12 protein-coding genes and 1 riboswitch are annotated in these 12018 nt (G+C 72.0%); of the genes, 8 read left to right on the top strand and 4 right to left on the bottom strand.

All coding sequences use genetic code 11. The features are described 5' to 3' along the window. Positions 1-131: 131 nt before the first annotated feature. Positions 132-253: riboswitch (TPP riboswitch) on the top strand. The 3 genes from thiO (at position 250) to AB8M85_RS06530 (ending at position 2475) form a co-directional block, all read left to right on the top strand. Beyond that, complete coding sequence (gene thiO / locus AB8M85_RS06540) at positions 250-1443, top strand: glycine oxidase ThiO (protein WP_372697972.1); 1194 nt, start codon at positions 250-252, stop codon at positions 1441-1443. Its footprint overlaps the riboswitch before it by 4 nt. Continuing rightward, a complete protein-coding gene (thiS, locus tag AB8M85_RS06535) occupies positions 1440-1685 on the top strand; it encodes a sulfur carrier protein ThiS (RefSeq protein WP_372697971.1) in 246 nt (81 codons plus the stop codon). Before thiO ends, thiS begins: the two co-directional genes overlap by 4 nt. Continuing rightward, positions 1678-2475, top strand: a complete 798-nt coding sequence (locus AB8M85_RS06530) for a thiazole synthase (RefSeq protein ID WP_372697970.1) — start codon at positions 1678-1680, stop codon at positions 2473-2475. The genes thiS and AB8M85_RS06530 overlap by 8 nt, the downstream gene beginning before the upstream one ends. A gap of 35 nt (positions 2476-2510) precedes the next feature. On the opposite strand, the gene AB8M85_RS06525 is transcribed toward AB8M85_RS06530, so the two are convergent. Beyond that, the gene (locus AB8M85_RS06525) at positions 2511-3974 is read right to left on the bottom strand and encodes an RNB domain-containing ribonuclease (protein WP_372697969.1); all 1464 of its coding nucleotides are present in this window, start codon (positions 3972-3974) and stop codon (positions 2511-2513) included. 78 nt (positions 3975-4052) lie between these two features. On the opposite strand from AB8M85_RS06525, the gene AB8M85_RS06520 reads away from it, so the two are divergent. Further along, positions 4053-4733 carry a ferritin-like fold-containing protein gene (locus AB8M85_RS06520; RefSeq protein ID WP_372697968.1) on the top strand — a complete coding sequence of 227 codons (681 nt, stop codon included), beginning with the start codon at positions 4053-4055 and terminating at the stop codon, positions 4731-4733. Positions 4734-4776: 43 nt separating this feature from the next. Then, on the top strand, positions 4777-5466 hold the full coding sequence (locus AB8M85_RS06515; protein ID WP_372697967.1) for a 4a-hydroxytetrahydrobiopterin dehydratase: 690 nt from the start codon (positions 4777-4779) through the stop codon (positions 5464-5466). A gap of 112 nt (positions 5467-5578) precedes the next feature. Here AB8M85_RS06515 and AB8M85_RS06510 read toward each other — a convergent pair whose 3' ends face one another. Further along, entirely contained in the window at positions 5579-5806 is a 228-nt protein-coding gene (locus AB8M85_RS06510; RefSeq protein WP_372697966.1) for a DUF3107 domain-containing protein, read from the bottom strand. 68 nt (positions 5807-5874) lie between these two features. Further along, positions 5875-6456, bottom strand: coding sequence for a TetR/AcrR family transcriptional regulator (locus AB8M85_RS06505; RefSeq protein ID WP_372697965.1), 582 nt, complete (start codon positions 6454-6456; stop codon positions 5875-5877). 126 nt (positions 6457-6582) lie between these two features. On the opposite strand from AB8M85_RS06505, the gene moeB reads away from it, so the two are divergent. Beyond that, the gene (gene moeB / locus AB8M85_RS06500) at positions 6583-7761 is read left to right on the top strand and encodes a molybdopterin-synthase adenylyltransferase MoeB (protein ID WP_372697964.1); all 1179 of its coding nucleotides are present in this window, start codon (positions 6583-6585) and stop codon (positions 7759-7761) included. A gap of 36 nt (positions 7762-7797) precedes the next feature. Here the strand turns inward: moeB and AB8M85_RS06495 are convergent, their stop codons facing one another. After that, a complete protein-coding gene (locus AB8M85_RS06495; protein WP_372697963.1) occupies positions 7798-9171 on the bottom strand; it encodes a glutamyl-tRNA reductase in 1374 nt (457 codons plus the stop codon). A 191-nt stretch (positions 9172-9362) separates the two neighbouring features. Here AB8M85_RS06495 and hemE point away from each other — a divergent pair, with 191 nt between their 5' ends. Beyond that, positions 9363-10433 (top strand): uroporphyrinogen decarboxylase, encoded by a 1071-nt coding sequence (hemE, locus tag AB8M85_RS06490; RefSeq protein WP_372697962.1) that lies wholly within the window; start codon positions 9363-9365, stop codon positions 10431-10433. An 82-nt stretch (positions 10434-10515) separates the two neighbouring features. Continuing rightward, complete coding sequence (locus AB8M85_RS06485) at positions 10516-11982, top strand: NAD(P)/FAD-dependent oxidoreductase (protein WP_372697961.1); 1467 nt, start codon at positions 10516-10518, stop codon at positions 11980-11982. The last annotated feature ends 36 nt before the right edge of the window (positions 11983-12018 follow it).

The raw sequence follows: 12018 nt of genomic DNA, 5'->3' as shown, positions 1-12018 counted from the left end.
GGTTCGCTGGGAATTCCTGCCAAGTACATGCGTCTGGTACGACCGGGCATCCTTGTCTACCCTTCCAGTCTAGCGTGCACACGCCCGTTCGCCGCGTGCCACCGGTCGCCGCGTGGCGTGCGTTACGCTGGACCCGAGACCACGGGAGCCCGCGAACGGGCTGAGAGGGTGCTGCCGCAGCCGATGCGGCGGGGCACCGACCGATTGACCTGATCCGGATCATGCCGGCGGAGGGAAGGCAGCAGGCCAATGCACTGTGCAGTCGTGGGAGCCGGGATCATCGGGCTGTCCATTGGATGGGAACTGGCGCGCGCCGGACACCAGGTGAGCCTTATAGACCCGGCTCCGGGGACCGGGGCCACGCACGCCGCCGCCGGGATGCTGGCCGCCATCACCGAATACCACTTCCAGGAGCAGGACCTGCTGCGGCTCTCGGTGCCGGCCGCAGACGCGTGGCCGCGCTGGGCGCGTGCCCTGGAACAGGCGACGGGCCGCCCGACCGGATTCCGTGCCGGAGGAACGCTCGTCGTCGCCGCCGACGGCGCGGACCGGGAGGCGCTCGCGGAGCTGGCTGCGGCCCAGCGTGCCGCGGCGCTGGACATCGGCGAAGTCGGCACGACGGCCGCGCGGCGCCTGGAGCCGCTGCTGGCGCCGCGGCTGGCCGGGGCCTTTTCCGCCCCGGGCGACGGGCAGGCCGACCCACGGCGGACCGCTGCCGCCCTGCTGGCGGCACTGGCCGCCGAGTCCCGGGTCCGATGGGTCAGGCAGGAGGCCACCGCCGTCGTCCCGTCCGATCACGGCTCGGCCGTCGATTGCGGGCGTCCCGGATCGGGGCGGAGGGAAACCGTACCCGCCGACGAGGTCATCCTGGCTACGGGAACCGGCCTGCCAGGTGGCGCAGTCGCCCTGCCCGGCCTTCCGGCGGGACTGCGGCTCGCCGTGCGTCCGGTCCACGGCGATGTGCTGCGGTTGCGGCCGACGCCCGCGTTCCCGCGCCCCGCCGGGGTGACGGTGCGCGCCCTGGTATCGGGCCGCGCCGTCTATGTGCTGCCGCGCAGCGACGGCGAGGTCGTGCTCGGGGCGACCGAACGCGAGGACGGCCACACCGGGGTCAGCGTCGAGGGCACGCACCGGCTGCTGCGCGATGCCCTGCGGATCATGCCCGGCCTGGGGCACTTTGAACTGGCCGAGACGACGGCACGGACCCGACCCGGGACCCCGGACAACCTTCCCCTGCTGGGGCGCATCGGCCCGGGGCTGATCGCCGCGACGGGTTTCCACCGCCATGGCGTGCTGCTCAGCGTGGCAGCGGCCAGCGCCGTCCGGTCGCTGATCGGGCACCGGGGCGACCGACCGCACGACGCCCCCGCACGGCACCCGCCACCGTTGGCCACCCTCGCCCCCGATGCCCTGGCCCCTTTCGACCCCTGGAGGTTCTCATGACCGCCTGTCCCGCCCTGGTCCTCAACGGATCACCCGAACCATCCACCGACCTCAGCGTCCTGCAGCTCATCGAACGCGAAACCGGCCTGGAACTGGGCCCCGACGGCCGCACCACCGCCGGGGCACCCTGCGGCCTGGCCGTCGCCGTCAATGACGAGGTCGTGCCCCGGTCGGCCTGGGCGGGGACCCGGCTCCGGCCGGGGGACCGGATCGAGCTGCTGGCGGCGGTCCAGGGTGGCTGAGCCGTCCGCCACCGACAATCTGGTTATCGACGGCGTCCGTTTCGACTCGCGGCTGATCACTGGCACGGGCGGGGCCCCGGGCCAGGACGTGCTCGAGGGGGCCCTGCGGGCGTCCGGCACTGAACTGACCACCGTGGCCATGCGCCGGCACGCGGTGGCCTCGGGCGGTGAATCCCTCTTCGACCTGCTCCGGCGCCTGGGGATCCGGCTGCTGCCGAACACCGCCGGCTGCCACACGGCCCACGAAGCGGTGATGACGGCCCGGATGGCACGCGAGGCCGTGGAGACGGACTGGATCAAGCTCGAGGTGATCGCCGACGACGAGTCGCTGCTGCCCGATATCCCCGAATTGCTGGCGGCCACCGAGACGCTCGTAGCCGAGGGGTTCAAGGTCTTCGCCTACACGAACGACGATCCGGTGGCAGCCCACCGCCTCGAGGACCTCGGAGCCACAGCCGTCATGCCGCTGGGGGCGCCGATCGGCACCGGGCAGGGCATCCTGAACCCGCACAACATCGAATACATCGCAGCACGCCTGCAAGTGCCGGTGGTGCTGGACGCCGGCATCGGGACCGCCTCCGATGCCGCCCTGGCCATGGAACTCGGCTGCGACGCCGTGCTGCTGGCCACCGCCGTGACCAGGGCCGTGGATCCGGTGCTGATGGCCGGTGCGTTCCGCCATGCCGTCCGCGCCGGACGGCTGGCCCGCAGGGGTGGACGGATCCCCAAGCGGCCGATGGCCGTGGCTTCCTCGACGACGGCCGGGCGCGCCGACTTCCCGCTGGCCTGAATAGGCCCGGCCACGCGCCGGGACCGGGCCGGCGCTCAGCCGAGGCGGAACAGGACCGTGCGCCGGGTGATGTCGGCTTCGACCAGTTCGGCGACAACGCGCTCTCCGGCCTCGGCGGTCCCCTCGTACCGGGCCGTCACGGCCGGATCGAGCAGCTGCAGGCGCCCGCCCGGGACGTTGCCGTTGTCCCGGGCAGCGGCGATCTGTTCCGGCGTGGCGCCGTTGAGCGTGACCGCCTCGAACCGTTCGCCGATCCGGTCCGCCAGCAGCGCCGCCTCGACGGTGTCGATGGCCGCGCGCTCCACGTTGCCCGCGATCTGGTTGGAGGCCTGCATCGCCTCCGGCAACAAGGGCAGCGCCGCACGGATCCCGGGCGGGACCTCAGCTCCCCGCACCAGGTGCTCGCAGACCACGAGGACGAACCGGTCGACGAGCCGGCGCAGCGGTGCGGTGGCGTGGGCATAGGGGGCGGCGATGGCGGCCTGGATGCGTTCGTCGGGGACCTCGCCGTCGAAGGCAGTGTAGCCCGCACCGCGGAACAACGAGGTCGCGGCGTGCATGATGGCCAATTGGCGCGGCTGCCGGACGTCGAGGGACCGCAGGAACTCGCCATAGGGGACCCCCTGTTGCCAGGGCACCCCCAGCGACCTGGCCTCGCGGCGGAAGGCCGCGGCCCCGTGTTCATCGGGCGCGGGCATGGTGCGCAGGATCCCGATCCGGCCCTCGAGCATGATCCGGGCCGCCTCCATGCCGGTCATCAGCGAGATCTGGGCGTTCCAGTCCTCCAGCGGCAGTGGGGCGCGCGCTTCGAGCCGGTAGAAACCGGCGTCGTCCACTTCGACCTCCTGCTCGGGAATCCGCAGGCTGGCCCCGCCGCGTTCACGTTCGGCCTCGATGCGCTTGAGGCCCACTTCCCGCAGCAGCGCCAGGGAATCCGGGGCGGTACCCGCGTCGATGGCCGCCTGCACACCGGCATAATCGAGCTTCTGGCGGCTGGCCACGGTGGCCCGCACCAGCTCGCTCCGGAGTACCTGTGCCCCGGAGTCCAGCTGGAAGGTCCACACGTAGGCGCCGCGCCGGCGCCCGGGCAGCAGCGACCCCGCGTCCTCGCTGATGATTTCCGGATGCAGCGGGATGCGATGTCCGGGCAGGTAGAGGGTCTGGCCGCGCCGCCGGGTCTCGGCGTCGAGCGCGCCACCCACGTCGATGAAGGCCGGGACGTCGGCAATGGCATACCGGACGGTGTAGCCCTCGCCGGCGCGGGCGATGTGCACGGCCTGGTCCAGATCGGTCGAGGTCGGCGGGTCGATGGTGGCGAACTCGATGTCCGTCAGGTCCACGGCCGGCAGCTCGAGTGCCTCGACGGCGGCAGTTGCCTCGGCCAGCGCTGCCGCGGGGTAGGCGGCCGGCAGTTCCAGGGCCGTCACGACGTCCTCCAGTGCCCCGGCCAGCCGCGTCTGGCGGGCGCTGGTCTTCAAATCGATGAGTTTGCGCACCACAAGGGCCAGCCTAGCGACATCCCGGCGATTGCACAGCGGCCCCGAGCCGGACGGCCCGGCGGGGGTACGCTGGGGTGCATGACCGAGTTGCCGCCGCCGAACCTCGACGATGCGACCCGGGGCCGTGCCGAACTGGCCCTCTACGGGCTGATGGCCTATCGGGAACTGACGGCGTTCGAACGCCTCTCCTCGGATGCCCGGTTCTCGCCGACCCTGGCCGACCGCGACGCCCTGGCCCGCCTGGCGGTCCACGAATTCGGCCACTACGAGCGGGTCGTCGAGGCCATCACCAGCCGTGGGGTCGACCCCGAATCGGCCATGGAGCCGTTCATGTCCTCCATCGACGCCCTGCACGAGCGGACCCGTCCGGGGGACTGGTTCGAATCCCTGATGAAGGCGCATGTCATCGACTCCGTCTCGGGGGACTTCTACGTCGCCGTCGCCCGGGCCCTTGCCCCCGAGGCACGCCGCCTGGTGCAGGACGTGCAGGCCCTGGACGAGCAGAACCAGTGGCTCCACGAACGCCTGCGGGCGGCCCTCGACGAGGACCCGCGGCTGGCATCGCGGCTGGCCCTGTGGGGCCGGCGGCTGCTGGGCGAGGCGCTTACCCAGGCCCGCAGGATCAACGAACGCACAGTCATGTGGGACCAGCTGTTCCCGGCGCCAGGCGAGGACGGCGGGGACCGGCTGGCCCGGTTGTTCGCCCGGTTGGTCGAAAACCACTCGCGGCGCATGGCGGCCCTGGGGTTGACTGCCTGACGCCACCGCAGAAGCATGGGCAGGGGAGTGAAAGGGGAACACCATGACCGATCCAACCACCCCGGCCGAACCCGCCGCGGGAAGCGCCCTGAACGGGACCGCCATCAACGACGCCCTGGCGGCCCTGCCGGACTGGCGGTACCGCATGGGCTCGCTCGTGACGGCCTATGCCTTCGATACCTCCGCCGCCGCCATCGGCTTCATCGGCGACGCCGGGGCGCTCGCCGAGGAGCAGAACCACCACCCGGACCTGGAATGGCGGTACAACACCGTCTTCCTCTCGGTGTCCTCGCACGACGCCGGCGGGGAGGTCACCGCGAAGGACACGGCCTATGCCGAGGCCGTCTCGGCAGCTGCCGCACGGTCCGGGGGACGGGCCCAACCCCACCGGCACACCACCGTTGATCTCGGGATCGACACCGACGACCCGTCACGGATCGCCGAGTTCTGGACACGGGCCCTGGGCTACCGGCTGGCCGACAACGGCGACGTGGTCGACCCCGAGGGAAGGAACCCGACGATCTGGTTCCAGGTCACCGACACGCCCTCGGACAACCGGTTCCACCTGGACCGGCATGTGCCCTTGAGCACCCTGGACGACGAGCGTCAAAGCCTGCGTGCCGTCGGAGGCGAGGGGGACGGCGCCCGGCACCCCTCGTTCCGGATCTACACCGATCCGGACGGCAACCGGGTGTGCCTGTGCACCGAGGTCGGGCACATGCCCGGCGACTGAGCCCCCGCCCGGCCAGCCGGCAGAGGCCCCTGCCCCGGGGCCGTGGAAGGACCCGGACACGGAAACGGCCGGGACCGACGGTGCCCCGTCGGTCCCGGCCGTGCCGCGGTGCCTAGGCCTGGGCGGCGAAGCCCACGCGGCGCGGTTCCTCGGCGCCGACTTCGACGTATCCGATGACACCGGCCGGGACGATGACCTGGCGGCCCTTGGCATCGGTCAGGACGAGGTCGGTGGAGCCGCTGATCGCCTCACGGACGGTCTTGCTGACCTGTTCCGCGGTGTCGGCGGATTCGATGACAACCTCGCGGGCAACATTCTGGATTCCGATGCGCACGTCCATGGGGGCTCCTTTAATCAGTCGGTGGGCGCCGGTCTGCGGCGCCGGTCTGCGTCAGAGTTCAATCTACGTCAGGTTTCCTTCGGGAACCGGCCGATTCCGCGCCAAGCTAAACGGGAGACCAGCTCGCTGGCCTCCTCGAGGTCGACCTCGCCTTCGAGCTCGAGCCAATAGCGGGCCGAGACCTGGGCCATCCCGGACATGGCGCGGCCCAGCAGCACTGCCTGTGCCTGGCTGAGTCCCGTGTCCTCGGAGATCACGCTGGCGATGGCATTGGCGAAGCGGGCATTGAATGCCTCCAGGCGGGAGCTGACCGCGGCGTCGTTCATCAGATCCGATTCGAAGACGAGCCGGTGTGCCTGGCTGTCGCTGGCGATGAAGCCGAAGAACTCGCGGATGGTCGCCTGGACCCGCAGCTTGTTGTCGGTGGTGGAGGCGATGGCCTCCAGCAGCCGGGTGGTCAGCTCATCGAGATGCTCGTCCAGCAAGGCCAGGTACAGCTCCCGCTTGCCGGGGAAATGCTGGTACAACACCGGCTTGCTGACCATGGCCACATCGGCGATCTCGTCCATGGCGGCACCGTGGTAGCCATGGGCGACGAACACCTGGTGGGCGGCCTGCAGGAGCTGCCGCCGTCGTTGGTCACGGGGCATCCGCTGGGTCCGCTGCGAATGATCTGAACTGCGCTCCACTGCCTGCCTCTCCGCCGGGACACCATCGTCGTGCCGGACGCTGCCCATTCTACCCACGGGTAATCGCCGCGGGGCTAAGCTGGGGGGATGCAGGATGCGACAGCTGGACGCCCCGGCCCCCTCGTCGAACCGGGACCGGAGCTCGACCCGGACGAACTGAAGCGCTATTCGCGGCACATCATCATCCCCGAGGTGGGGATGGCCGGGCAGCGGCGGCTGAAGAACGCCCGTGTCCTGGTGATCGGCGCCGGCGGGCTGGGCTCGCCGGCACTGCTGTACCTGGCCGCCGCCGGGGTCGGGACCATCGGCATCGTCGAGGACGACACAGTGGAGGTGTCCAACCTGCAACGCCAGGTCATCCACGGTATGTCCAACCTGGGCCAGGCCAAGGGCGAGTCCGCACGCGAGAGCATGGCCGAGGTCAACCCGTTCACGGACGTCGTCCTGCACCCGGTGCACCTGGACAGCGGCAACGCGCTGGGGATTTTCGCCGACTACGACCTCATCCTCGACGGGACCGACAACTTCGCCACCCGGTACCTGGTCAACGACGCCGCGGCCATCCTGGGCAAACCGTACATCTGGGGCTCGATCCTGCGCTTCGACGGCCAGGTCAGCGTCTTCTGGAACGGCCACGGGCCGACCTACCGGGACCTCTACCCCGAGGCCCCGCCGGCCGGGACGGTGCCCTCCTGCGCGGAAGGCGGCGTGTTCGGGGTGCTGTGCGCCCAGATCGGATCCGTCATGGCCGGGGAGGCGATCAAGCTGATCACCGGCGTCGGCGTACCGCTGCTGGGCCGGGTCCTCATCCTGGACGCGCTGGCCATGACCTGGCGTGAGATCCGATTGCGCCCGGATCCGCAGACCGTGCAGCCGGACGCCCTGCTCGCCGACTATCCGGCCTTCTGCGGCGTCTCCCCGGCAGCGGAGCGGCAGCTGCCCGCGATCGACGCGCCGGCGCTGCGCCGGATGCTGGCCGAGCGGGAGGCCGGTGGCCGCGACTTCCTGCTCATCGACGTCCGCGAGGCCGGCGAGGCGGAGATCGTGCGGATCGAGGGGGCGGAACTTGCACCGCGCGGGCAGGTGCTCGGCGGCGACATTGAACTACCCCGGGACCGGGAGCTGGTCCTGCATTGCAAGTCGGGCGGCCGGTCGGGGGAGGTGCTGGGCTACCTGCTGGACCACGGATACCGGGACGTCAGGCACCTGGACGGCGGGATCGCGGCGTGGGTCGAGCAGGTGGAGCCGGGCAAGCCGATGTACTGAACCCTCCCGGCAGCGGACGTACCCGGGGTGCGGGGGTCAGGCCTCGAGGCGTGCCGGGCATCCCGGGCCGGCGGTGCCGGTGGCATCCAGGATCGTGGGCGCGGCGGCGACGGCGGAGTCGGCCGGCTGTGCCGCGCTGGCCGGGGCGGCGGCGGGCTGGGGGCCCAGTTCGATACCGAACAACGTGGCGAGGGCGTCCTCGACGTCCCCCTGCCGTCCGTCCGCAGCCATTTCGCGGGCCCGGACCGTGGGAACGTGCAGCAGCTGGCGCATCATCCGGCGCATGGCGAACTCGACCTCTTCGGCGGCGGCGGTGCACCCGTGCTGGGCGCGGACCTTCTCCACCTCGGTCTCCAGCACGCGCTGGGTGTGCTTGCGCAGGGCCACGATCGCGGCATCGGCGCTGCGCTGGCGTTGTTCGCCGGCGAACTTGTCGGCGGCGTCGGTCACGATGTCGCGTGCCTGCACCAGTGCCTGTGACTGCTCGGCGGGTGCGGCCATGCGCACGGACTCGAGCGTGATCAGCTCGACGCCGTCCAGGTCGGCGATTTCCGGGGCGAAGTCATGGGTCAGGGCCAGGTCGATGGCCACCAGGGGGCGCCCGGTGCGGCCGAGGGCCTGCAGTTCGGCGGCATCGATCCGCACGCCTCCGCCGCTGCAGCCAATGAGCACGTCGGCCTCGCGCAGCACGGTGGCCAGGGAGGCATCGTCCACGGCGGTCCCGCCGCGCGAGGCAACGAACGCGTCGGCCCGTCCGGAGGCCGAGTACACGAAGATGTTCGTGGCGCCCCGTTCCTTCAGCCGGGCCATGGTCGCCCCGGCATAGGCGCCGGTGCCGAAGACCACGACGTTGCGCCCGGCCCAGTCATGGGTGCCGGAGAGGTCCTCGGACAGGTCCAGGGCCACCGAGACGATCGACAGGCCGCGGCCACCCAGCGCCGTCTGGGTTCCCACGTCCTTGGCGGTGCGCGATGCGGTCTGGAACAGGCGGACCAGGGGCCCGGTTGCCGTGCCGCTGGCCTGTGCCTCGATGAGGGCGCGGCGGACCTGCCCGGCAATCTCGCGTTCGCCGATGACGGCCGAGTCGAGTCCGGCGCCGACGGCGAACAGGTGGGAGACGGCGTCGTGGTCTGATTTGGTTTCCAGCGCCTGGGAGACCTGCTGTTCGGGCAGGCCGCTCGCGGTGGAGATCTGTTCGATCACTGCCTGGCGGGCCGCGGGGATCTCGGCCTCGTTCGGGGCCTCGCAGTAGACCTCGTAACGGTTGCAGGTGGACAGGACGACAGCGCCGGAGACCGGCGTCGTTCCGTCGAGCACGGCGGAAGCGACCGCGTCGGCGCCGGCGCTGAGCCGGGCCACCGTCTCGAGGTCGATGTCAGAATGGGAGGCGACGAGTGCTAGGAAGACCACAATGCCCCCTAGCATAACTTCTCCGGGCGCAACCCGGCAGAAAGGCTGCCCTAAGCCAGAGGCCCGAAAGGCCCGGAATGGCGGGCGAAAACGGAATTTTTACCGATTGTAGAACGTGTCGTTGGCCACGATTCCCCGGCGCACGCACCAAGGATTAACGGTTGGACACGCGGACTTGGCAGAATCGGACCATGACCTTGAGCGCTAGCCACCCGCTGATGGATGGCCGTACCTCCGCATCCGACCTGATCACCGCCTACCGGGGCGGCATCCCGACCCGCCGGCCCGTGTGGTTCATGCGCCAGGCCGGGCGTTCGCTGCCCGAGTACCGGAAGCTGCGCGAGGGCACCAACATGCTCGAGTCCTGCCTGCGCCCGGACATGGCCTCGGAGATCACCCTGCAGCCGGTGCGCCGGCACGGGGTCGATGCGGCGATCTTTTTCTCCGACATCGTCATCCCGCTCAAGCTGGCCGGCGTGGACGTGGACATCGTCCCCGGGGTCGGCCCGGTCCTGGGCGAAGCCGTGCGCACCGCCGCAGACGTCGCCCGGCTGCCCCGGCTGACCGACGCCTCGCTGGACCCCATCCGGGAGGCCGTCGCCCTGACCGTCGCCGAACTGGGCAGCACGCCGCTGATCGGCTTCGCCGGCGCCCCGTTCACCGTCGCCGCCTACATGGTCGAGGGCAAGCCCTCCCGCGACCACCTGGGACCACGGCGCATGATGCACACCGACCCCGCTACCTGGCGGGCGCTGGCCGACTGGGCCTCCGAGGCTTCCGGCGCCTTCCTGCGGGCCCAGCTCGAGGCCGGCGCCAGCGCCGGACAGCTGTTCGACTCCTGGGCCGGAAGCCTCTCGCTGGCCGACTACGAGACGTTCGTGGAGCCGGCCTCGGCCCGGGCCCTGGCCAGCGTGAAGGACCTGGGTGTGCCGCTGGTGCACTTCGGCACCGGCACCGGCGAACTGCTGCCGGCGATGCGCGATGCCGGGGCCGACGTCGTCGGCGTGGACTACCGCCTGCCGCTGGCGGAGGCCAACCGCCGGCTCGGCGGCAGCTCCGTGCTGCAGGGCAACATCGACCCCGCGCTGCTGGCCGCCCCCTGGGAGGTGCTGGAGGAGCACGTCCGCGCCGTACTGGCCTCCGGCGACGAGGCGCCGGGCCACGTGGTCAACCTCGGCCACGGCGTGCCCCCGGACGCCGACCCGGCGGTGCTCACCCGGCTCGTCGAGCTCATCCATTCCATTCCACCGGCGGGCCGCTGACCGCCTGCACATCGGGCACTCAGGCCAAGCGGCGATAATGGACGGGAAACACCTCGGTCTCCACCAGCGAAAGGACGCAGGGATGACGCACGCCGAGCAGGCAGCCGACCCGGGCCAGGAGGGTTCCGTGCCCCGCGCGATCGTCGTCGGCGGCGGGATCGCCGGCCTGGTGGCGGCCCGTGAGCTGTCCCTGACCGGACACCGCGTCGACGTCTTCGAGGCCTCCGGCCGCTTCGGCGGGTGCGTCCACGCCCACGAGGTCGCCGGACTCACCCTGGACGCCGGGGCCGAATCGTTCGCCGTCCGCTCCACCGCGGTGGCCGACCTGGCCGGCGAACTCGGCCTGGACGCGGACATCGTCGCCCCGAACCCCGCCGGATCCTGGCTCTACCACGCCCCGGCCGAGGGGTCCCGGCGCGGCGCCCCCCGGGCCCTGCCGATGCCGGCGACGGCCATCCTGGGCATTCCCGCCGACCCCTGGGCCGACGACGTGAAAGCGGTCATCGGCGGCGCGGGGTGCGTGCGAGCGGCCACCGACCTGGCCATGCCGGTCACCCGCCGCCAGGCCACCGAGCCGATCAGCCTCGGCGAACTCGTCCAGGCACGCATGGGCCAGGCCGTCCTCGAGCAGCTGGTGACGCCGATCGCCGCCGGCGTCCACTCCGCCGACCCCGCCACGCTGGACGTCGACACGGTCGCCCCCGGGCTGCGCGCGGCCATGTCCAGGCACCATTCGCTGGCCCGCGGCGTCGCCGCCCTGCGGGCCTCGGCCCCGGCGGGCTCGGCGGTGGCCGGCCTTGCCGGCGGCATGCACCGGCTCACCTCCGCGCTCGTGGCCGAACTGGCCGCAGCGGACGTCGGGCTGCACACCGGTTCCCACGTCTCCGACCTCCGGCCGGCCGCCGGGGACGGGGGATGGGAGGTCGTCGTCGACGGGCACGCCAGCCCGGAGGCGGCCAGCCGCGTGGTCGTCGCCACCCCCGGGGCTGCGGCCGTGGACCTGCTGGCACCGCTGGTGCCCGAAGCGGCCGCCCTGCGCCCGGCCGACGGGTCCGGCATCGCCCTGGCCACCCTGGTCGTCGACCAACCCGAACTCGACGACGCCCCCCGCGGCACCGGCCTGCTCGTGGCCCCCGGGACACCGGGCGTCACGGCCAAGGCCCTCACCCACTCCTCGGCCAAATGGGAGTGGCTCGGCGACGCGGCCGGTCCCGGAACCCACGTGCTGCGCCTGTCCTACGGCCGGCTTTCCGACGCACCCGGTGCGGTGCCGACCGACGATGCGGCCCTGCGGGACATGGCGATTGCCGACGCCGGCACGCTGCTGGGCACCCCGCTGGGCGCCGCGGACGTCGTCGGCTGGGACATCGTGCGCTACGACGCCACGCTGCCCTTCGCCACCACCGGGCACCGGGACCGCGTGGCGGCGTTCCGCTCCGCCGTGGCCGGCCACCCCGGACTCGAGGCCGTCGGTGCCTGGCTGTCCGGCACCGGCCTGGCCTCCGTCATCGCCGACGCCCGCTCCCGCCTGTCCATCACCGCCAGCTAAGCGGCCCGCCGGCCGCACCGAACCCCACGAAATACC

Origin of the sequence: Arthrobacter sp. JSM 101049 (assembly GCF_041679245.1) — a bacterium.
Lineage (GTDB): Bacteria > Actinomycetota > Actinomycetes > Actinomycetales > Micrococcaceae > Arthrobacter_H.
This window is presented reverse-complemented; position numbering and strand designations above follow the sequence as displayed.